Genomic DNA, 21,597 nt, shown 5'->3' on the forward strand with positions numbered 1-21,597 from the left:
TCCTGATTTTCGGCTCCGATGGCAAGGTCTACGAGTCCGAGGAACCTGTTTGGGACGAGAAGCGGGTGGAGCGCGCCCGCTGACCGCGGACGCTCTCTCACATTCCAACGGTATTCCGCGAACGCTCCTGCACCTGCTGCGAGAGGGTGCGGCTTTAGGACTTGGGATGTGAGAGAGCGTTGGTGAGCAAATGATCACGCAGAATGATTAATTGAGCAAACCTTGCTACGGTTGAAGCATGGGAACTGCTGACCGCCATCGACTCATTGGCGAGTTGTTGCGCACCCGCGAAGAAGCCACAGTGGATGAACTTGTCCAAGCTACGGGAGCCTCCGGGGCTACCGTCCGACGAGACCTCGAAATTCTCGCAGCTAACGGAGTGCTGAAACGTGTCCACGGCGGCGCCCGCAGCTTGCTGGCACGAGGAGACAACCCCGGCTACGGGCAGCGCGAATTGGAAGACCGGGAAGCCAAGGTCCGAATCGCGTCTGCGGTAGACCAGCTGATCAAAGACCGCGAGCACGTGTGGCTGGACAGTGGATCAACGGCGACGGAGATCGCACGGTGCCTGAGCACCAGGGCACTCACGGTTATGCCCATGTCCCTGCACGGCGTCGAGGCGCTGACAAGCAACAATGAGGGCCACACTCCGGAGCTCATCCTGCCTGGTGGCCGCCTTACCCCTGGCGAACAGTCGTTCAGGGGACCCATGACTGAAGCAAATGTTCGCTCATTGAGGTTCGACACCGCCGTCGTAACTCCCTGCGCTCTCAACCTCAAGGATGGACTGCTGGCCCACGACCTCGAGGACGCTGCAGTCAAACGCGCCGGACTGGAATCGGCAGTGAGGGTGATAGTGGCGGCCTCAGGAAGCAAATGGAACGCCAACGCGCTAGCGCTCGTTGCGGCCATGGACACCGTGGCCGTCATCGTGACAGACCAAGAACCATCTCCCGAAGATCTTGCCCGGCTCAACGAACTTTCCGTGGAAGTTGTGATTGCATGACCACCAACACCAGAAGCACCACCAACGTCAACGCCGCTGCCGTGGCAACGTTCCTGATCTTCGGCATGAACGGCCTGGTCTTCGCCAGCTGGGCCGCCCGGATTCCTGCCGTGACCGAGGCACTCAGCCTGACATCCGGCCAGATGGGCACGCTGTTGCTTTGCACCGCCGTCGGGTCTCTGCTGGCGCTGCCATCAGCCGGATGGGTGGTGGGCCGGATCGGTACAGCCAATACCGTCCGGTTGGCCGGCATCGTGGCGGGCACTGCGGGCGCGGCCATTGCCTTCTCCCTGATGGCCGCCTCCGTGCCCGGCACGGCGGTCGCCCTGTTCTTCTTTGGCATTGGCATCGGCCTGTGGGACGTGGCCCAGAACATTGAGGGCGCAGACGTCGAGCACCGGCTGAAGCGCACCATCATGCCGCAGTTCCACGCCGCCTTTAGCGGGGGTGCTTTCCTTGGCGCACTGATCGGCGCCGGCCTCTCGCAGCTGGGTGTCGGCCTGCCGGCGCACTTGCTGGTCGTCGCGGCCATCGCCGTCGCCTTGGCGTTGACAGTCCCCAAGTACTTCCTGCCACACGAGGTAGAACAAATTCACGACGGCGGCGTGGCGGCTGAGAAGGGCCCCACGGCTTGGCGGGATGCCAGGACGCTGCTCATCGGCGTCGTAGTCCTGGGGGCCACGCTCACCGAAGGTGCGGGCAACGACTGGATTGCGAAGGCCGCAGTGGACGGGCTTGGTGCCTCGGAATCCACTGGCGCATTGCTATTCGCGCTCTTCGTCCTGGCCATGACCGTGATGCGCTTCCTGGGCGGCCAGGCGATCGACAAGTTTGGACGAGTGAACGTCCTCCGGGCCAGCATGGCCGCAGCTGCCGTGGGCTTGGCCTTGTTTGTGTTCGCCGGAAACGTGATCCTGGCCGGCGTTGGTGCAGCCCTTTGGGGCATCGGCGCCGCATTGGCCTTCCCCATGGGAATGTCGGCCGCAGCGGACGATCCCAAGCACGCAGCTGCACGCGTTTCGGTGGTCTCCACCATCGGCTACGTCGCGTTCCTTGCTGGCCCTCCCCTGCTGGGCTACTTGGGCGACCACACCGGAATCCACATGGCGTTGCTGGCCATCGGAGCGCCTATTTTGCTTGCCCTGCTACTTGCCGGCGTTGCGAAGCCCTTGCCGCCCAAATAGTCTGTCCGTCCGCTCCGGCATTCTCCTTGATGCATATATTGCGAAAACGCCACCACATCAGCAGAACAATCCCAGCGGCGAGGCAGGCACCCCCCAGTACGTCGCTTAGCCAGTGGGCCGACAGGTAGGTGCGGCTGATCATCATGGCGATGACACCAATGACTGCTGTCAGCGCCATCCACCAGCGTCCGATCAAGAGAGCAAGCACCACAAGGAACGCTGTCGTGGTGGATACATGCCCTGAGGGGTATGAACCAGTGTCAGATAAAACCCTGGCGCCCTCCGGCCTATCTCTACCCACCACGGCTTTGGCAAGCTGTGTCAGAGCCAGCACTGCGACGCCGCTCAAGGCGGCGAACACTGCGGCTATGGGTCGCTGCCAAACGACGAGCGAAATCGCCAGCACAACGTGGAAAACCAGCATCCCCGCATACCCAGCCCAATTGAGGACCACGTTTACGCCATCCCAGAAGGGTGAGTGCAAGGTGAAGGCGTAGGCCTGCCACGTGGTGTCCACGCCATTGAAAGCCGGCTCGCCTTGCCCGGCCATAAGCAGCACCCCGGGAACTGCGAAGGCACAGAGCAGGAGTACTCCGGTGGTGACCACCTGCCAGCTGGGCCGTTGGCGCGGCTCGAGTACACGAATCATCCATTCATCGTAGCCACGGCAACTGAACGGCGACGGCACGCGTTAGTGTGATGGGATGCGAGGCTTCTTGGGCAAAGGCCCCAAACGGGTTGCTGGATTCGATCATTACCTGGTCCGGGCGGTGTCCCGGCAGCCCCAAGGTGATCACGACGTGTTCTTCCGCGAACTCTCTGCCGCAGCCACAAAAGGCAAACTATGGTTTGGTATCGCGGGGATCATGGCCACGTTCCCCGGAAAGCCCCGGAGGGCAGCCCTGCACGGGCTCCTTGCCTTGGGCGTCGCCTCCGGGATTACGAACCTGGTCTTCAAAACGGCGTTGCCCCGCACTCGTCCACTGCCGGAGCACTTGCCAATCTTCCGTTTCGTGCACCCCCAGCCGATCAGTTCTTCCATGCCGTCCGGTCATTCCGCGTCCGCAGTGGCGTTTGCGGTAGGGGCCGGTATGGTCTCCCCGGCACTGGGCGCCGTACTGGCTCCCGTCGCTGCCGGCGTTGCATACTCGCGAGTGCATACGGGTGCCCATTGGCCCTCCGATGTGGTGTTCGGTTCCGCTCTCGGCGCGGGCGCAGCTCTGCTGACCCGCAAATGGTGGCCAGCCCGACCGCCCGAGCCGACTCCCCGGCGGATGCCTGCGGAGGCACCGGCAATATCCGACGGCGAAGGGTTGAGTATCGCGGTCAACGTCCTAGGTGGGTCTTACTCCCCCGAGACTGCCGAGTTGCTGAAGAATATATTCCCTAAAGCGTACATAAGGGAGATTGTGGAGGGCGAAGACGTAGCTGCAGAGATCGGTGCAGTCGCAGTCCGGCCTGGCACCTTTGCGCTCGGTGTCTGGGGCGGTGACGGAACGGTGGGCACTGCGGCGGCGGCCGCCGTCGAGCATTCACTGCCCCTCCTGGTACTCCCGGGCGGAACCCTCAACCACTTTGCCCGCGACCTCGGCACCAGCTCGATTGACGACGCGATTGATGCCGTGACTAAAGGACATGCAGCGTATGTCGACCTTGGACACGTAGCGGTGGAACGGGGGCTTCCTGAGACACCGGAGACCACCGAGTTGGCCATGCTAAACACAGCCAGCGTAGGCGTGTACCCCAACTTGGTGAGGCGGCGGGAGCGGCTCCAGCCAGCCATGGGCAAACCGCTGGCCAGCTTGGTTGCATCACTGCGAACGTTCGGAGTGAACTCCCCCACCACCCTCTTGGTAGACGGGGTGAAGCACAAACTCTGGATCCTCTACATGGGCCGGGGCAGGTTTTATCCCAGCGACCATGCACCGCTTCGCAGGCCTGTGCTGGACGACGGTGTTTTTGATCTGCGCATGATCACTGCGGACGAGCCGTTCGCCCGGGCGCGACTGCTGTGGGCGGTAGTGACCGGCACCGTCGCCGCCTCCAAAGTTACCCACTTGACCGAGACCACCTCCATCACGGTGGAGGCTATTGGGCAACCTTTGGTCCTGGCGGTTGACGGGGAACCCAAGCCCGGAGTACGACGTGCAACGTTTACTGTGAAACCACGCGAGCTCACCGTGTACTCGGCGCTGCCTGTCATCCGCGAGGACTACCCTGACTGAACCCTGAATCATCCCTGAGACAGGCGATTTACGTCCCCTCCGTGAGTAGCGTTGTAGGTACATTCAAAACTCACTTGCACACACATGTGCTCCGAGGAGGGAACGCTTCCATGATCGAAGCAAAAGGCCTGACCAAGGTCTACGGCGAGAAGACCGCCGTTGCCGGCGTCAGTTTCACTGTCCAAGCCGGACGGGTGACGGGCTTCCTGGGCCCAAACGGTGCCGGCAAGTCAACCACTATGCGCATGATCATGGGACTGGACGCTCCTACGTCAGGCTCTGTAACTGTGAACGGTGAGCCCTTCGCCCAGCACAAGGCGCCGCTGCGCGAGATTGGTGCCCTCTTGGACGCCAAGGCTGTCCACACGAGTCGCACCGCTTACAACCACCTTCTTGCCATGGCGGCAACGCACAGCATCCCCAAGAGCCGGGTTCGTGAAGTCATCGAGATGACCGGCCTGGGTGACGTTGCAAAGAAGAAGGTCAAGGGATTCTCGCTCGGAATGGGCCAGCGCCTCGGTATTGCCGCCGCGCTGCTGGGTGATCCGCAGACCATCATCCTGGACGAGCCGGTCAACGGCCTCGACCCTGAAGGTGTGGTCTGGGTTCGCAACCTCGTCAAGTACCTGGCCTCCGAAGGCCGCACAGTTTTCTTGTCCAGCCACCTCATGAGTGAGATGGCCCTGACGGCAGACCACCTGATAGTGATCGGTCGCGGCAGGATCATCGCCGACGCACCCATTGCCGAAATCATCACCGGCAAGGGCAACGCACGCACCCGTGTCCGCACCGATCAGCCGGAACGCCTCATGCAGCTCCTTGCGGGAACCGGTGTTTCCGTGGAGGTCCACGAGCGCGAGCTTCTGGAGGTTTCCGGGCTCGATCCCCGAGAAATCGCCCGAACCGCCTTGGACAACCAGGTCATGGTCTACGAGCTGACCCCGCTCCAGGCAAGCCTGGAAGAGGCTTACATGGAACTGACCAAGGACGAGGTCGAATACCACTCGCACATCACCACCGGGGCCTCGGTTCCCGCTCAGGCCGGAGGGAAATAGACATGAGCACCACTACCTTGGACCGCAAGTCCATCCGTAACTCCGTCGGTCCCGGACCGGCGTTCCACCGCGTACTCAACTCGGAATTCATCAAGTTCCGCACCTTGATGTCCACCCTGATCCTCCTGGCCTCCACTGCGGTTGTCATGGTTGGCTTCGCAGCACTTGGCGCGTGGGGAACGGGCCAGTTCGCAGAGCAGGCGGCCCAGGATCCCCAAGCCGCTGCGGCCATCGCCGCGCAGGGCGGGGACCTCGCGGTCACCATCCCAACCTCGGGCATCGCCTTCGCGCAGCTCATCCTCGGTTCCTTGGGCGTCCTGCTCATGAGCTCCGAGTTCACCACCGGCATGGCACGTTCCACCTTTGCCGCCGTGCCCAAGCGCATGTCGCCGTTCCTGGCCAAACTCATTGTGGTCATGGTCAGCGCTTTTGTTCTCACCGCAGTCTCCACCTACATCGCCGGCCTGGTGTCGCTGCCGATCGTTGACAGCTACAACCTCAAGCTGGACCTCGGCAGCTCGCAGTCGGTCAAGCTTCTGCTGGTGAACAGCATCTACATCGCAGCCGTGGCCGCCATTGGTATGGCGCTGGGAACCATCGTCCGCAACTCGGCCGGCGGCATTATGAGCCTGGTGGGCATCTTCTTCGTGCTGCCGATCGCCTTCCAGCTCATCCCCGGAGACTTTTTCAAGGAGGCCAGTAAGTACCTTCCCGGTAACACCATCAACCCGCTGACCGCCGTCGAGCATGTCCCGGACACCCTGGAAGTCTGGCAGGCTACGCTGGTTCTCGGTGCCTGGGTGGTTGTGCCCGTAGCTCTGGCCATGATCCTGCTCAAGAAGCGGGACGTCTAGGACGGGTTGCCGTCTAGGCTCAATTCATGATTGAAGCACCACAGATGAAGGACGCGTCAGCCACCACGGCCGACGCGTCCTTCGCTGAAATTGCCCAGCGTCGCAGGGGCCGGATCCGCCGCTACTTCTACAAGCGCCCTCGCGCCATGGATGCAGTGGTGATACTTTGCTACCTTCTGTTGGCGCTGCCCACCATCATTCCGTCGGCCGTCGACGGCAAATGGCTCGTTGTCGCGATACTCCTGTTGATTGCCACCGCGTTGATTTTCAGGCGCCGGTTCCCGCTTCAAGTGGTTCTCGCCGTCGCACTTCTGGAAATAGCGGCCACCATCTTGAACCCATGGGGTTCGAACGTTTCTGCGGGTCTTTGGTTCGCGCTTTATGCCGTAGCGTCCCTCCGGAAGCGTGCGCTGACGCTGGTGGTTTTTGCCACAGCCAGCTTGCCGCTGAGCCTTCTCTATTTGTTCATGTGGACGAGTCCCAGCGAGATGAACAACTTGCAGGACGTCCCGGAGAACTTCCATCTCATCAACAACATCGCCACTGCCGTGACCATCATGCTCTCCAATCTCCTGGCCACGGGCATCGGCATCTCGGTGCGGCAGCGCAGGGAGCATGAAGCAGAAATCGCGGCGTGGGCCGCGCGGACTACGCAGCTCGGCAAGGTCACCGAGCGAAACAGGATCGCCCGCGAGATGCATGACGTCGTGGCGCACTCGCTGACAGTGATGATCAGCCTCTCGGACGGGGCCGCCGTGGTGGTCAAGAAGGACCCGGAGCGAGCCGGCGACGTTCTCGGTGAACTGTCCCGCACAGGCCGGGCCGCGCTGGCCGATATGCGCCGGGTACTCGGGGTCCTGCGGGACGATTCCGGGCGGCCGGCACCGCTGACGCCCCTCGAATCCGGTCAGAACCTGGCGAAACTACTCGACGGTTTCCGAACCGCCGGGCTGCCGCTGCACTACGCCCATACGGGGCCGGGCCTCCCTGCCGACCCCGCTTTTGAACTGACCGTCTACAGGATCGTGCAGGAGTCGCTGACCAACGTCCTGCGGTACGGTCGATCGCTGAGCCGCGTCGACGTGCACGTGGCCCGCGACGGCGATTTAGTCACCATTGACGTGCTCGACGACGGCCGCGGAACCCGCGAGGACAGCAGCGAATCCGTGGGCAGCCTGGGAACCGGACAGGGTATTGCCGGAATGAATGAACGTGCCGGAATCTATGCTGGAATCGTTACTGCCGGTCCAGGAAAAAGGGGAGGCTGGGCAGTCCATGCCGAGCTCCGCTGGAACGGCGAAAAGGGGGAATCATGAGCGAAGACAACATTAAAGTGCTGCTGGTTGACGATCAGCCGTTGCTGCGGATGGGCTTCCGGCTCATTCTTGAAGGCGAAGAGGACTTCCACGTTGTGGGCGAGGCGTCAGATGGGATTGAAGCCGTCCGCCAGGTGGAAGCCCTGCAGCCGGACGTCATACTGATGGACGTACGCATGCCCGGCATGGACGGTATAGAGGCGACGCGCCGAATCTCGGATTCAGGCGCCGAGGCGCGGGTCATCATCCTCACCACGTTCGACCTTGATGAGTACGCCTTTACCGGGCTGCAAGCCGGGGCCTCCGCATTCCTGCTCAAGGATGTTGCTCCCTCTGAGCTGGTCCACGCTGTGCGCTTGGTCGCGAGTGGCGATGCCGTAGTGGCGCCGCGTGTTACCCAACGGCTGCTGGAAACGTATGTGCGCGGCACCGTTACACCTGGGCACTCACCGAGTCCGCACCGGGACCCGCTCTTGGATGAACTCACACCGCGGGAAACCGAAATCCTCACCACCATCGCGGAGGGCCTCTCCAATGCTGAGATCGCCCACAAATTCTTCCTGTCCGAGGCCACAGTCAAAACGCACGTGCGCCGCATCCTGAGCAAGCTCCAACTGCGGGACCGGGTGCAGGTTGTGGTGTACGCGTATGAGACAGGCCTGGTGGTGCCGAGCAACCCGGACTACTGACCCGTCGTCTGTCGTTGCTGCGCTTCCTGCAGCAGCGGTAGGAGTTCGCCGGGTGAGGATGCCACGGCCGCGGCGTGGGCGGACTCCTCGGGTTCCCCGTAGCCCCAGAGCGCAAAGATGGTTGGTATTCCGAGGCTGGCGGCTCCCTGGATGTCGTGGATCCGGTCGCCCACCATGACTGGACGCGATGTGTCCACGCCCCGCGATTGGAGCCGGCTCAGCGACTCCGCGATCACCTGGCCTTTGCGCGACCGGCCCAGGGCGTCGGATGCGCCACAGACATCTTCAAAGAAGTGTGCTAAGCCAAAGTGGCGGGTCAGCCTGATGGCCTGGTCCTCTACTTTTGATGTTGCCACAGCCATGGGTATGCCCTGTGAGTGCACCTGATGAAGGAGCGCCTCAACACCGTGGTAGAGCTGGGCCTGAAGAGCTCCGGTCCTGGCATAGGCCGTCCGGTAGTGCTTGAGCGCCACCTTCGCTACGTCCTCGTCCAGCCCAACAACGGTCCGGAAAGAGTCCATCATGGGTGGCCCCACGAACCGGCGCAACTGGTCAGGACCCGGCACGGCGGCTCCCACGGAGGTCAGCGCTTCGGCCGCACTGGCGGTGACTCCCTTGGCCGAGTCCACCAGCGTGCCATCCATGTCGAACAGGATGCATGAGTAGGCCCCCGGGAGTGGTTTGTTGTGCTCTGGACGTATCATTTTCTTCGTGGCCTTTCGGTCAAGGAGGAGCTTCGGGGCTCCTGAGGGGCTATTTTCTGGAAGGCATTCATGGAGCGAGCGGGCCTGGACGGCATCGATCAGAGGATCCTTTCAGAGCTCACCAAGAACGCCCGTGTCCCGCACGCCGAGCTGGCAGGAAAGGTCCTGCTTTCCAGGAACGCTGTCCGTCAGCGGATCGAGCGCATGGAGCGGCAGGGCTACATCCAGGGCTACACCGTCGTTGCCGGAGAAGAGACCCAGGATCTTGTGTCTGCATTCCTGATGGTCTACCGGAAGGACCGCATGCGGGGGGCCGATGTTCTGAGTGAGCTCAGGGCGATCCCCGAAATCGTCCTATGTGATGTCCTGAGCGGTGACTTTGATTTGATCGTGCGAGTCCAAGCCCGTTCCCATGGCAGGGTGCAGGAGATTTGGGAGCAGATTTCTGCCCTCCCCGGTGTCACTAACACTGTCACTGCCATGACGCTGTCCAACGTGATTCGACGGGTATCGAAGTAACTTAGGTGCCACGCGTAGTGACGCCGTCAAGAATCAGTTGGGCGGCGTCCCGTTCCATGAGTCCCATCGACGCGACGGCATCGACCACCGCCACCTGGCCGTTCAACGCCCGTTTGGCCACCTCCGCCGCGGCCGTGTAGCCAAGGACGGGTATCAGGGCGGTGGCCAACCCAGCTGAGCCCGCAGCCCGCCCCCCAAGCAGTTCCTCGTTTGCCGTGATGCCTTGGACGCAGTGGGTCCTGAGAATCCGCGCGCCGTTGGTGAGCCAGGAAAAGCCCTGCAGCAAGGCATGCGCAATGACGGGCTCAAAGGCATTCAGTTGCAACTGACCGTTGTCAGCGGCCATGGTGACGGTGGTGTCAGCACCAGCAACGGCAAAGGCGATCTGGTTCAAGGTCTCGGGAATCACCGGATTTACTTTGCCCGGCATGATGGATGAACCCGCCTGGCGGGGTGGTAGTTGGATCTCCCCGAAGCCATTTTGTGGGCCGCTGGACAACAGTCTCAGGTCGCTGCTGATTTTCGAGATCTTGATGGCCGATCGCTTGAGCATCCCGGACACATGCATGAAAACCCCGACGTCGGATGTCGCTTCCAGCAGGTCAGTTGCCGGTATCAGGGGCAACCCGGTGATTTCGCAGAGGGCATCGATGGCCCGCTCCTGGTAGCCGGGCTCGGCAGTAATCCCTGTCCCGATCGCGGTGGCTCCCAGACTGCATTCGAGCATGAGCCCCGCGGACTCCCTCAGCCGGCACCGGTCTTCCTCAATCGTTGCCGCAAAGGCTCCAAACTCCTGACCGAGCGTCATGGGGACGGCGTCCTGTAGCTGGGTGCGCCCTATCTTCAGCACGTGGGCGAAGGCGGCCCCTTTCTCCCGCATGGACTGCGTCAATTGGCCTAGTTCCTGGTCCAGATCCTGCACGGCGGTGATCAATGCGAGCTTGATGGCGGTGGGGTAGACATCGTTGGTTGACTGGCATTTGTTCACATGGTCGATGGGGTGCAGATGCTGGTAGCTGCCGCGGGGATGGCCCATGGTTTCCAAGGCCACGTTGGCGATGACCTCGTTGGCGTTCATATTGGTGCTGGTCCCGGCGCCGCCCTGGATCATGTCCACGCAGAAGTGCTGGTGATGCTGCCCTTCTTCGATGTCACGGCACGCGTGACTAATAGCGGTAGCTATGGCGGGATCCAGGACTCCAAGGCCGGAGTTGGCGTGGGCGGCTGCCCGTTTTACCTGCGCCAGGGCCACCACGAGCCCGGGGTAGCGGGATACGGGGATCCCGCTGATGGGGAAATTATCCAAGGCCCGGGCAGTGTGCGCGCCCCACAAGGCATCGGCTGGGACGCGTATGGATCCCAGGGAATCTGATTCGAGGCGATTCGTCATAGGTGGTCCGTCAGTTCTTGATGCAGATGACTTTGGGTTGGGTCATTTCCTCGTAGGCGAAGTGAACACCTTCGCGGCCCAGGCTTCCGTACTTGAAACCGCCGAAAGGCATACCGTCGAACCGGTAGTCCGATGAGTCGTTGATCATCACACCCCCGGCCTGGATTTCCTTGGCTGCCTTCATCGCATCCCCAAGGGATGCGGTGAAGATCCCGGCATGGAGGCTGAACTCGATGGAGTTGGCAATCCCGATCGCTTCCTCAAGGGTGTCCACAGGGCGGAGCATCACCAACGGGCCGAATACTTCCTCGGACCACAGGCGGCTGTCCTCCGGAACGTCCTCAAGAACCGTGGGGTGGAGGATGTTCCCGGCGGCCTGGTTTCCTGTCAGAACAACGGCACCGTGCTCGGTCGCCTGGTGGACTTTCGCCCGGACATCTTCCAGGGACCGTGAGGTGATCATGGGCCCCACGTCCGTCAGCTCGTCGGAGGGGTCGCCAACTACCAATTCGTTGGTCGCGGCGAGGAAGAGCTCCCGGAATTCGCCGTAGATGGACTTGTCGATCAGGATTCGTTGAACGCCCACGCAGTTTTGGCCGGCAGCCCAGAACGCGCCGGAAACGCAGGAAGCCACGGCTTCCTGGAGGTCGGCGTCCGCCATGATGATGACCGGTGCGTTTCCGCCCAGGTCCATGGAGAGCTTCTTCAGTCCGGCTGTTGAGGCGATGTCCTCTCCAGTAGAGAACCCGCCGGTGAACGACACCATCCGCACGTCCCTCGCAGCGATGATCCTCCGGGCAATTTCGCGGTCGCCATGAACCACCGTGAGGACGTCCTGGGGGAGCCCGGCCTCCAGGAGCGCCTCGGTGAGAAGCTGCGCGGAGAGGGGAGTGAGGGCCGACGGTTTGAGAATAACGGCGTTTCCGCCTGCAATGGCCGGCCCCACCTTATGAGCTACCAGATTGAGGGGATCGTTGAAGGGCGTGATTGCCAGGATGATGCCCAGCGGTTCACGGGAGTACCAGCCCAGCCGGTCCTCGGACCCTTCGTAGGCGTCAAAGGGGACCACTTCACCGGCGTTGCGGCGGGTTTCTGCCGCTGAAAGCCGCAGCGTATTGACTGCACGCAGGACCTCCTTGCGGGCCTGCCTCACCGTCTTGCCAGCTTCAGCGACGATGGTTTCGGTAAAGAGATCGCGCCGGTCCTCCACCAGGTTGGCTGCCCTGTCGAGTATCTTTCCCCGCGCGTCCCGGGAGAGGCCCGCAGCCACCTTGGCTCCCGCGCGGGCAGTATTCAGGACACTTTCGACGGCGGTGGCATCGGTCAGCGGAACGGCACCCACCACGCGGTGGTCGTAGGGGCTGGTGACGTTCTGGAACATCGGCAGAACCGAGGCGTCGGGGGTGCTGGGTGCGGTCTTAGGCATGGGAGGGAACCTCCGAGGTGGCGTGCATGGCGATGATGTCCGAGAGCAGGGCGTAGGCCGTCTCGACGCGTCCGGCGCCGGGCCCGGAAACCGTCACGGGGCCCAGGAGATCGGTGCTGAACGAAACTGCGTTGGTGGCGCCGGAGATCCCAGCCAGTCCATGGGCCAAGGGCACCGCCACGGGCTTCACGCTGGCTGTTACCGCGCCGCCGGCAGATCTCTTCGCTGAGCCGATGAGCTTCCAGCGCAGGCCTTGGCGGGCTGCGTCTTCGACGTCGTCCCGGGTCAAGGAGGAGATGCCCTCACATGAGACGTCCTGCAAGGTGATGCCTGCCTCGAGCAGTTGATTGGCCAGGATTAGCACTTTGAGTCGAACGTCGTAGCCCTCAATGTCAGCGGCAGGGTTGGCTTCCGCGTACCCCAGATCCTGGGCTTCACGAATAGCGGCGTCCAGGTCAAGGCCGGACTCCATGCGCCCCAGTACGTAGTTGCTGGTGCCGTTCAGGATTCCTTCGAAGCCATCGATCTTGAGGCCGGCGAACATCTTTTTGGCCAGGCGGATGACGGGGGTGCCGCTCATGACAGCGCCTTCAAATTCGAAGTGAACGCCATTGCTCTCGGCCAAACCGGCCAGTTCAGGACCCCGCAGGGCCACGGGTCCCTTGTTCGTGGTGCACACGCTCTTGCCCGATTCCAGGGCCCACCGGACGTGCGAGACGGCGGGTTCGCCGTCGTCGGGATTGGTGAAGGTTGCTTCGCAGACGATGTCTGCCGTGCAGGAACGGATCACAGCTTCGTTGTTGGTATCCAGGGAACCGCCATGCTCAGCAAACGTCTCGCCGGCGCCCAGGTTCAGCGCCATGTGAAGATCGATGCCTTCGGCCTCGACCAGGGAGCCGAGCCTGAGATCGGTGATGGCCACAACCCTGAGGCCGAACCCCAACTCCGAACGGAGGGCATCTTCCCGTCTGGCGATGATTTCGGCGAGGGTCCGGTTGACGCCGCCAAAGCCGATCAGCGCGAGGTCGTAGGTTTTCATGGTGCTCCTCAGGTAGGTGGGGGGTGTTGGTTCAATCCTGTGGCCCCTCGGTGTCCGTGGGAGCATGCGGAAACGCCTCAAAGAGTGGCCATTCTGACCATTTGACTGCCGTTTTGCCTCCCAAGCCGCCTCGACATGTGCGCTATACGCATTAACAAATGTTTTTAATGACCATCTTGCGAGGTTTTGTGTTACCTTCATCACTACAGACGCCCTCCCCGGCACCCCAGCCCCGGACTTCACAAGGCGTACCGTTCGCATCTGCCACAAACCGGAGACACCACATGGGATCTTCAGCACCCTTGCAACTGGACCATCAACCCCAGGCCGCCCCTGCTCCTGCCGAAACCGGACTGCGTCGGTCAATGGGTCCACGGCACCTCATCATGATCGCGATGGGAGGTGTCATTGGATCCGGGTTGTTCCTGAGCTCTGGCTACACGATCTCCCAAGCCGGCCCGCTCGGGGCTGTGATCGCCTATCTTGTGGGAGCCTTCGTGGTCTACCTCGTCATGGCATGCCTTGGCGAGCTGGCCATCGCCTATCCCGTTTCAGGTGCCTTCCACATTTACGCGTCCCGATCCATCGGTCCAGCCACGGGCTTCGCCACAGCCTGGCTGTACTGGCTGTGCTGGGCAGTTGCTATCGGCTCGGAATTCACGGCATCGGGTCTCCTCATGCAGCGCTGGTTCCCTGACGTTGAGGTATGGGTGTGGTGCCTCGTGTTCGCCGCCATCCTGTTCGGATTCAATGCCGTATCTTCCAAGTTCTTCGGGGAATCAGAGTTCTGGTTCTCCATCATCAAGGTGGGCGCGATCATTGCCCTGATCGTGCTGGGTGGCGCAGCCCTCTTTGGATTCCACCCACTCTCGGAGTCCGGCAACCATCCGTTCCTCTTTGAGAACTTCAACACCTCCGGTGGACTGTTCCCCAATGGCTTCACCGGAGTCCTGGTGACGGCTTTGGCGGTCTTCTACGCGTTCTCCGGATCGGAGCTCATTGGCGTGGCCGCGGGGGAGACCACTGATCCTGCACGGAACATTCCCAAGGCCATGCGCAGCACCGTCATCCGGCTGCTGATCTTCTTTGTTGGCGCCATCGCAGTGATTGCAGCAACCGTCCCGTATGACCAGGTGGGGCTTGACGAGAGTCCCTTCGTGACCGTGTTCTCCTCCGTCGGAATTCCCTACGCCGCTGACATCATGAACTTCGTCATCATCACGGCGCTGCTGTCGGCCGGGAACAGCGGACTGTTCTCCTGCGCCCGTATGCTCTACTCCCTGGCTGATGAGGGACACGCACCGAAGGCATTGAAGAGGCTCACCCGGCGGGGTATACCGCTCATAGCCCTTTCGGTCAGCATGGTTGGCGGCATTGCATCGCTGATCAGCAGCGTGGTTGCACCGGAAACGGTGTACCTGGCCTTGGTTTCCGTGGCCGGCTTCGCAGTTGTTGGCGTGTGGATGTCCATCACCGCCTCCCACTTCTTCCACCGCAGGGCCTTCGTGCGGAACGGCGGGCGGGTGAAGGACCTTGCCTACAAGGCGCCACTCTTCCCGCTGGTTCCGATTCTGGCCTTCACTCTCTGCTTGATTTCATTGGTGGGCATTGCGTTTGACCCACATCAGATCGCCGCGCTGTACTTCGGCGTTCCCTTTGTTGGGGCCTGCTATGCCTACTTCTACTTCAGGTACCGGCGTCCGGCACAGTCCAAACGGACGTCCTGAACATCCATTCACTGAGCCATGCGGCCGGGTCCTGAGCCCGGCCGCATGGCGCTGATCCAGGGGAAATGATGACGCAGGTTGTGAACCACCGGCTGGGGATCGAGAACCTTTCCAGTTGGCTCGAAATTGACGGCAACGCGTTCGAATCCAATGTCCGGACCATGCTGGCCATGCTGCAGGAGCGCGCCATGCTGTGCGCCGTGATCAAGTCTGATGCCTACGGCCACGGGGCGGATCTCTTGATCCCGTCCTTGGTGCGCCTGGGAGTGCCCTACATCGGAGTGGGCTCCAACTCAGAAGCAGAGACGGCTCGATTCCATGGCTATACCGGCCGGCTGCTGCGGGTCCGCGCCGCTGCGCCCCAGGAAATAGCGGCAGCGGTGGCCCATGATGTGGAAGAACTCGTGGCTGATCCGCAGAGCGCCTGGGAACTGAGCCGGATCGCCGGTGAGGCTGGACGAAAGATCCGGATCCACCTGGACATCAACTCCTCCGGAATAAGCAGGCACAGCCTTGACGTATCGTCGCCGCTGGGCCGGGCCAGTGCGGTAGGAGTGGTGAGCCACCCGCAGCTGGAACTCGCCGGCATCATGACGCACTTTCCCCTGGATGACGTTGGGCATATCGAGCAAGGTCTGGTGCGTTTCAAAGCTGAAGCCATGTCCATCTTGCGGTCGGCCAACGTGCCGCGGAGGCAGGTTCTTCTTCATGCAGCGAATTCGTTTGCCACGCTGAATGCTCCGGCAACCTGGCTGGATATGGTGCGGACTGGCGCCGTGCTGTACGGCGATTCGGATCCCAGTCACCCGGGATTCCGGCGCTGCCTGGCGTTTAAAGCCCGGATCGGCTCCGTGAACAACTACCCGGCGGGAAGCAAAGTGGGTTACGGGCACACCCATACGCTGCGGGCGGATTCAAAGCTTGCCACGGTGACGGTGGGATATGGGGACGGGTATCGGCGTGCACTGGGGCGGGGCGGAACTGTCTTGGTCCGGGGCCATCGGGTGCCGGTTGTTGATGCGATCTCCATGAACTCCATGGTGGTAGACGTATCGGCCATCCCTGACGTGCGGCCAGGTGATGAGGTGGTGCTGTTTGGCTCTCAGGATGGCGCGGAAATCACGGCCGGGGAACTGGAGTCTGCCAATCGCGGGATACTCGCAGATCTATACACAGTGTGGGCAAAGGACTCCCGGATCCTTGCCGGTGACACTGCCATGTGAGAATGGCGTGAGCGCTTGGTGGAAGGAGCGGATTCGTGGAGGTGTCACCGGAGGCGTCGTCGTTGGCCCAGGGCCTTCGCCTGGTTCGCTTAATAACGGACCGCGAAAAGCAGGGTCGCCAGCTTCTAGGTGTCTCGCAACTGGCCGCTGAATTGGATATGGAACAAAGCCGGGTCTCCCGCCTGGCTCAGGAGCTATGCGACCTTGGGCTGTTGGAACGGGTGGACCGGGGTCCATTCCGCGCGGGTCCAGGATTCTTTGGCCTGGCAGCTTCCCTCAACGTTGGCTGGGTTCAGGAGGCGCGGGCAGAGCTGGAGGAGTTGGTGTCCACCTTTGGCCTGAGATCGCGGCTTTCAGTGCGCGACGGCGTCAAGGTGCTCCTTTTGCGTTCATCCACTAACAACTCTGTCCTGGGTGGCTTCGCCAAGCCGGGTATGGTGACGCCGGTCTGGTGTACTGGCGCGGGCAGGGCTTTGTTGTGGGACCATACGCAGGGTGAGCTGGAATCCCTTCTCCGCGACGTGAATTTCATCGGTGTGGGTGGCCCTGCTGCGGCGCATTCCGTGCTGGAAGTCCGTGACCTGATGGAACGCGACAAGCCCAGGGGTTTTGTTGTTGCGGCCGAGGAATTCGAGCATGACGTGTGGGAATTGGCTGTCCCCGTGCGGTCCGCCGGGGGGAGCATTCTCGCGGCACTCAGCATTCTGGGCAACCGATCCAGCATTGAGAAGGCAGCGCCGGAGATCGCCGGGGTGCTCCATGCAATTTCCCGGAGGCTCGGCGCCCCGGGTACCATGCCGGCCTAGAGCGGCAGCGTGGTGCGGCCGCCCACCATGGCTTCCAGCCACTCGCACCATGACCGGAGTGCGATGGCGTAGCTTTCGCGTTGTGGCTCTAACCGCGTTTTGGGGCCAACGATCTGCAGCGCAGCAGCGATCTCTCCCTTGAAGTCCCGGACGGGCGCGGCCAGTGAATAGAGTCCTGGCTCGGCTTCTTCATCAACAATGGAGTATCCACGTGCCCGGGCTTGGTTGAGCCGTTCCAGGAAGTCCTCAACGGACGATGGCGTGTTGGGCCCGTGCTTGACGAACTCCACGGTCCTCAAGAGCTTCCGGATTTCCTCATCCGGGGCATCCCAAAGGAGCGCTTGGCCGGCATCACTGCAATAGGCAGGATAGGGCCGGCCCAGCCATGAACCCACCAGGTTGGCGCTGGCCGGTACTTGTTCGCCAATGGTGACCGTACTGTTTCCACTCAGCACACCCAGGAAGCATGCTTCGTTGGTTTCCGCTGCCAAGCCCTCCAGCGCTGTGAGCCCGTCGGTCTTCAGGCGTTGCTCCGTGACCAACTGGGCATCCGTCAGGATGGACCAGTCCAGGCTGTATTCCCTGTTGTCGGTGCGGGCAAGGAAGCCTTCCTGCAGGGCGCCTTTGAGGCTTCGCGACACCTGGCTGCGGTCCTTCTCCAGGTGGGCCGCGACGTCGGCTACAGTACCGCCGTCGTGCCCTTCTGCGTGGCGCGCCCCCACGGCGAGGATAGCCATCATCCCGCGGCCCATGCTGGAGGTCTTTGACATGGAACGATTCTAGCGACACGCAGCCCTAGTGAATGGCGAAAACCCTGGCTGGGAAGCCGCTGCCTCCCAGGGGTTTGGCCCAGGTGGCCACCAAAACGCCACCGGCTTCGGGCAGATCATCCAGATGTGCCAGGAGCTCAATCTGCCATTTGTCCTGTGCAAGGACGTAGGTCTCCAGGCTGAAGTCCTGCCGGGAGGTGGCCATGCCAGGGTCCGTATCGGTCTGTTCGTGACCCACCGCCGCCACAGCCCGCTGTTCGATCAGGTATTCAAGGACTTCCTGCGACCAGCCGGGAGTATGGCTCGTTCCGGATTCGTCCTTGTTGGCCATGGCCACGGAGTCGGGCCATCGGTGACTCCACCCTGTACGGAGGGCCACGAATGAACCATTGGGGATGGTGCCGTTTCGCGCCTCCCAGGCCTTAACGTCGCCCAGTGTGGGGGTGGCGTCATTGTCCGTGTGCACGCGGTTGCTGATATCCAGGACAACAAGGGGAAGCACCATCTCGTCCACGGGTATCTGGTCCAGCGTCCGTCCGCCGCGCACAAAATGCGACGGCGGGTCCACGTGGGTACCCCACTGGCCCACTATCGAATAGCGGTGGGCAGTGAAGCCGTCGCCTTTCTCCATATCGAAGAGGGCTTCGCGGGATTCGTCCGGAAAGGCGGCAAACCGGGGCTGGCCGGGGTGGAAGGCGTGGGTGAGGTCCGTGAAGGTTCTGTCGCGGAGCAGGGGAGCGAGCTCCTGCCAAAGTCCTGTGGTCATGAGGCCACCCGGCTTTCGGCAACCGGGGTCAGGACGCTGCTGGAGACGTTCAGGGGCCCGGACACTTCAATAACGGGGACCTCCCAGGGGTGGATGTCTACGATCCTCTGGACCAGTTGCTGGACCGCCTCGTCATCCAGTGAGTCGTCAAAATAGGAGGTGAAAACGAAGGTCGGCGAGATGGTTCGCTGGCCTACACGGCCCAGTGTGGGGTTTGCGCCCTCGGCAACGGTGAAGCCCTCGTAACCCGCGGAGGACTCGAAGACGTGGTGGTAGTTGCCGAAACCGCCCAGCTCGGGGCTCTCGGTCAGTGCCTGCAGCAGGGACGAGATGCCGGCGTCCGCTTCGAGCGCGGCGAGGTCACCGCCAGCAAGTTGCGTCATGGTTTCTACCGGGATTGGCCAGTGGATGCGGAGCTTCCGCACTGGCTTCAAGTGAATCTTCATGGGTGGAACCTTCCGTGGATGTGCGTTCTGTGAGCTATCGTGACACAACGTGACGAGCATTACAAGCATATGAAATTGCTTATACTGCACGGTGAGGGTTGTTGGACTCTGGTTGTGATCACAGCCCCGGCACACCTGCCCCATGTACAAGGCATAGGCAGCACGCGTTTCATGGATGCATGACCTCACCTCACCAGTCCCCGGATAGCGCAGACCAGGGCCAGCCACACCCCAACCACGATCGCGGCCTCGAGTTCGATCTCTCTACGCTCTTGAACCGGCGACGCACCCTGGGTGTTCTCTTCAGCGCAGGAACGGCGGCCGCCCTGGCCGCCTGCATCCCCGGGTCGGGAGGCGCCAGCGGCAGCAGCGCACCGACGTCGGGTGCTGCCAGCGCCACGGGAAGTACGACGGCGGCCGCGTCGCCGTCCGCTTCAAGTACCGTTACCCGTGCGTTCGCGGAGTGCGGAGTTGAGATCCCGGAGGAAACGCTGGGCCCATACCCCGGCGATGGATCGAACGGCCCCAACGTCCTTGAAGATTCGGGGGTTGTCCGGCGGGACATCCGATCCAGCTTCGGGACATCCACCACCACAGCGGAGGGCGTGCCCCTGACGGTTACCCTGACACTCCTGGACAACGCGAACGGCTGCTCGCCGCTGGCCGGCGCCGCAGTGTATGCGTGGCACTGCGATCAAAACGGCAAGTACTCGCTCTACGATTCCGGCGTGGAGGAAGAGAACTACCTCCGGGGTGTTCAGGAAGCCGATGCCAACGGCCAGCTCACCTTCAGCACCATCTATCCCGGAGCGTACAACGGCCGCTGGCCACATATTCACTTTGAGGTATTTGAATCCATGAGCAACACCAGCGGAGCCGGACAGGTGTTGGCAGTCTCGCAGATCGCCCTGACGGAGAAGGCCTGCAAGGAGGTCTATGCCTCTGAAGGCTACGAGACGAGTGCGCGGAACTTCCCCAATACCACTCTGGCCTCGGACAACGTGTTTGGTGACGATGGGGGTATATACCAATTGGCGACTATATCCGGCTCGGTTGCCGGGGGCTATACGGCGGCCCTGAACGTCACCGTCTAGACACTCGATGGGCCGCGGGCGGGGCTAGACTCGGGGGCATGTCTCCGAAAGCCTCTGCCGCCACTGACCATATCCAGGACCTCGGTACGTATGTAGCTGCGTCGCCGTCGAGCTTTCACGCGGTGCACCAGGCCGCCCGTCGGCTGGATGCGGTTGGTTTCACGGGGCTGGATGAACTTGAGCCGTGGGATGGCGGAGCCGGCAAGTTCTACGTGATCCGGGACGGTGCGCTCATCGCGTGGGTGACGCCCCGGAACGCAGGCCCCACCACCGGATTCAACATCCTGGGTGCCCACACCGACTCGCCGTCTTTCAAACTCAAGCCCAAACCCACCACCGGGAAGTTCGGATGGCTGCAGGCCGGCGTCGAGGTTTACGGCGGACCGCTCCTGAACTCATGGCTGGACCGTGAACTGCAGCTCGCGGGCCGTTTGGTGATGCGGGACGGCACCCAGCACCTGACTGCTACCGGACCGCTGTTGCGTTTCCCGCAGCTGGCTATCCATCTGGATCGAGGCGTTAACGACAACGGCCTCCACCTTTCCAAGCAGCAGCACATGAATCCCATCTTTGGTCAGGGTGACCCCGCCGGTGAGGACCTGCTGGGGCTCCTCGCCTCCCATGTAGATGGCACCGCCGTTGATGCTGCGGAAATCGGCGGTTACGACGTCGTGGTGGCAGACACGCAGGCGCCTGCGGTTTTCGGGGCCAAGGGGGAGTTCTTTGCTTCCGGACGTATGGACAACCTGTCCTCTACACACGCTGGGCTGGTGGCCCTTATTGGCCATGCAGCCGCGGCTCCCGCTGATGGGCCGATTGCCGTACTGGCCGCGTTCGACCATGAAGAGATCGGCTCCAACTCACGCTCCGGTGCGTGTGGACCCATCCTTGAGGACATCCTGACCCGTATCTCCGATGGGTTGGGCGCAACGGTAAGCCAACGGCGGCAGGCCCTGGCGGCGTCGTTCTGTGTGTCTGCGGACGCCGGCCACGCTGTGCACCCGAACTACGCGGAGAAGCACGATCCCGCCAACAAGCCGGTGCTGAACGGCGGACCGCTCCTGAAGATCAACGCCAACCAGCGCTATGCCACGGACGCCACGGGGGCTGCGCTGTGGGCGAGGCTGAGCCACGAGGCCGAGGTGCCGTATCAGGAGTACGTTTCCCACAACGATCTGCCGTGTGGCTCAACCATTGGTCCCCTGACGGCAACCCGGCTGGGGATCCGGACGGTGGATGTCGGTATTCCGCTGTTGTCCATGCACTCGGCGCGCGAGCTGTGCGGCGTGGACGACCCACACTATCTGACCCGCGTTGTGGAGCTGTTCTTCCGCACTGCCGTGTAGCGCTAAGCCTCA

21 protein-coding genes are annotated in these 21,597 nt (G+C 62.3%); 13 read left to right on the plus strand and 8 right to left on the minus strand.

The genetic code is table 11. The features are described 5' to 3' along the window. Positions 1-238: 238 nt before the first annotated feature. Together RIF72_RS06960 and RIF72_RS06965 are read left to right on the plus strand one after the other, a co-directional pair. A complete protein-coding gene (locus tag RIF72_RS06960) occupies positions 239-1,006 on the plus strand; it encodes a DeoR/GlpR family DNA-binding transcription regulator (RefSeq protein WP_309074115.1) in 768 nt (255 codons plus the stop codon). Then, complete coding sequence (locus RIF72_RS06965) at positions 1,003-2,190, plus strand: MFS transporter (protein WP_309074116.1); 1,188 nt, start codon at positions 1,003-1,005, stop codon at positions 2,188-2,190. Before RIF72_RS06960 ends, RIF72_RS06965 begins: the two co-directional genes overlap by 4 nt. Here the strand turns inward: RIF72_RS06965 and RIF72_RS06970 are convergent. Then, the gene (locus RIF72_RS06970) at positions 2,135-2,839 is read right to left on the minus strand and encodes a phosphatase PAP2 family protein (protein ID WP_309074117.1); all 705 of its coding nucleotides are present in this window, start codon (positions 2,837-2,839) and stop codon (positions 2,135-2,137) included. The genes RIF72_RS06965 and RIF72_RS06970 overlap by 56 nt on opposite strands. Positions 2,840-2,894: 55 nt before the next feature. Between RIF72_RS06970 and RIF72_RS06975 the strand changes: the two genes are divergently transcribed. From RIF72_RS06975 to RIF72_RS06995, 5 genes are all read left to right on the plus strand, one after another. After that, positions 2,895-4,415 (plus strand): phosphatase PAP2 family protein, encoded by a 1,521-nt coding sequence (locus tag RIF72_RS06975; RefSeq protein WP_309074118.1) that lies wholly within the window; start codon positions 2,895-2,897, stop codon positions 4,413-4,415. Between the two features lie 110 nt (positions 4,416-4,525). Then, complete coding sequence (locus RIF72_RS06980; protein ID WP_309074119.1) at positions 4,526-5,470, plus strand: ATP-binding cassette domain-containing protein; 945 nt, start codon at positions 4,526-4,528, stop codon at positions 5,468-5,470. Positions 5,471-5,472: 2 nt separating this feature from the next. Beyond that, complete coding sequence (locus RIF72_RS06985; RefSeq protein WP_309074120.1) at positions 5,473-6,324, plus strand: ABC transporter permease subunit; 852 nt, start codon at positions 5,473-5,475, stop codon at positions 6,322-6,324. 26 nt (positions 6,325-6,350) lie between these two features. Further along, positions 6,351-7,640 (plus strand): histidine kinase, encoded by a 1,290-nt coding sequence (locus RIF72_RS06990; RefSeq protein ID WP_309074121.1) that lies wholly within the window; start codon positions 6,351-6,353, stop codon positions 7,638-7,640. Further along, positions 7,637-8,329, plus strand: a complete 693-nt coding sequence (locus tag RIF72_RS06995; protein WP_309074122.1) for a response regulator transcription factor — start codon at positions 7,637-7,639, stop codon at positions 8,327-8,329. The genes RIF72_RS06990 and RIF72_RS06995 overlap by 4 nt, the downstream gene beginning before the upstream one ends. Here RIF72_RS06995 and RIF72_RS07000 read toward each other — a convergent pair. Next, positions 8,323-9,033, minus strand: a complete 711-nt coding sequence (locus RIF72_RS07000; protein WP_309074123.1) for an HAD hydrolase-like protein — start codon at positions 9,031-9,033, stop codon at positions 8,323-8,325. The genes RIF72_RS06995 and RIF72_RS07000 overlap by 7 nt on opposite strands. Positions 9,034-9,102: 69 nt before the next feature. Between RIF72_RS07000 and RIF72_RS07005 the strand changes: the two genes are divergently transcribed. Then, positions 9,103-9,552: an Lrp/AsnC family transcriptional regulator gene (locus tag RIF72_RS07005; protein WP_309074124.1), complete on the plus strand. Its 450-nt coding sequence runs from the start codon at positions 9,103-9,105 to the stop codon at positions 9,550-9,552. 1 nt (position 9,553) lies between these two features. Here RIF72_RS07005 and RIF72_RS07010 read toward each other — a convergent pair whose 3' ends face one another. The 3 genes from RIF72_RS07010 to RIF72_RS07020 are packed head-to-tail and all read right to left on the minus strand — an operon-like array spanning position 9,554 to position 13,407. Then, complete coding sequence (locus tag RIF72_RS07010; protein WP_309074125.1) at positions 9,554-10,942, minus strand: aspartate ammonia-lyase; 1,389 nt, start codon at positions 10,940-10,942, stop codon at positions 9,554-9,556. 10 nt (positions 10,943-10,952) lie between these two features. Beyond that, entirely contained in the window at positions 10,953-12,368 is a 1,416-nt protein-coding gene (locus RIF72_RS07015) for an aldehyde dehydrogenase family protein (RefSeq protein ID WP_309074126.1), read from the minus strand. After that, positions 12,361-13,407: a homoserine dehydrogenase gene (locus RIF72_RS07020; RefSeq protein ID WP_309074127.1), complete on the minus strand. Its 1,047-nt coding sequence runs from the start codon at positions 13,405-13,407 to the stop codon at positions 12,361-12,363. The genes RIF72_RS07015 and RIF72_RS07020 overlap by 8 nt, the downstream gene beginning before the upstream one ends. Positions 13,408-13,691: 284 nt before the next feature. Here RIF72_RS07020 and RIF72_RS07025 point away from each other — a divergent pair, with 284 nt between their 5' ends. From RIF72_RS07025 to RIF72_RS07035, 3 genes are all read left to right on the plus strand, one after another. After that, a complete protein-coding gene (locus RIF72_RS07025; RefSeq protein ID WP_309074128.1) occupies positions 13,692-15,134 on the plus strand; it encodes an amino acid permease in 1,443 nt (480 codons plus the stop codon). A gap of 65 nt (positions 15,135-15,199) precedes the next feature. Continuing rightward, on the plus strand, positions 15,200-16,357 hold the full coding sequence (alr, locus tag RIF72_RS07030) for an alanine racemase (protein ID WP_309074129.1): 1,158 nt from the start codon (positions 15,200-15,202) through the stop codon (positions 16,355-16,357). A 35-nt stretch (positions 16,358-16,392) separates the two neighbouring features. Further along, entirely contained in the window at positions 16,393-17,163 is a 771-nt protein-coding gene (locus tag RIF72_RS07035) for an IclR family transcriptional regulator C-terminal domain-containing protein (protein ID WP_309074130.1), read from the plus strand. On the opposite strand, the gene RIF72_RS07040 is transcribed toward RIF72_RS07035, so the two are convergent. The 3 genes from RIF72_RS07040 to RIF72_RS07050 are packed head-to-tail and all read right to left on the minus strand — an operon-like array spanning position 17,160 to position 19,145. Then, positions 17,160-17,933 carry an IclR family transcriptional regulator gene (locus tag RIF72_RS07040; RefSeq protein ID WP_309074131.1) on the minus strand — a complete coding sequence of 258 codons (774 nt, stop codon included), beginning with the start codon at positions 17,931-17,933 and terminating at the stop codon, positions 17,160-17,162. The two genes, RIF72_RS07035 and RIF72_RS07040, sit on opposite strands and share 4 nt — an antisense overlap. A 25-nt stretch (positions 17,934-17,958) precedes the next feature. Beyond that, positions 17,959-18,699 (minus strand): cyclase family protein, encoded by a 741-nt coding sequence (locus tag RIF72_RS07045; protein WP_309074132.1) that lies wholly within the window; start codon positions 18,697-18,699, stop codon positions 17,959-17,961. Further along, positions 18,696-19,145: a hypothetical protein gene (locus RIF72_RS07050; protein ID WP_309074133.1), complete on the minus strand. Its 450-nt coding sequence runs from the start codon at positions 19,143-19,145 to the stop codon at positions 18,696-18,698. Before RIF72_RS07050 ends, RIF72_RS07045 begins: the two co-directional genes overlap by 4 nt. A gap of 179 nt (positions 19,146-19,324) precedes the next feature. On the opposite strand from RIF72_RS07050, the gene RIF72_RS07055 reads away from it, so the two are divergent. Next, entirely contained in the window at positions 19,325-20,239 is a 915-nt protein-coding gene (locus RIF72_RS07055; RefSeq protein ID WP_309074134.1) for an intradiol ring-cleavage dioxygenase, read from the plus strand. Between the two features lie 38 nt (positions 20,240-20,277). Next, positions 20,278-21,585, plus strand: a complete 1,308-nt coding sequence (locus RIF72_RS07060; RefSeq protein ID WP_309074135.1) for a M18 family aminopeptidase — start codon at positions 20,278-20,280, stop codon at positions 21,583-21,585. Positions 21,586-21,597 lie beyond the last annotated feature (12 nt).

It is taken from the genome of Paenarthrobacter sp. (assembly GCF_031180005.1).
GTDB lineage: Bacteria > Actinomycetota > Actinomycetes > Actinomycetales > Micrococcaceae > Arthrobacter.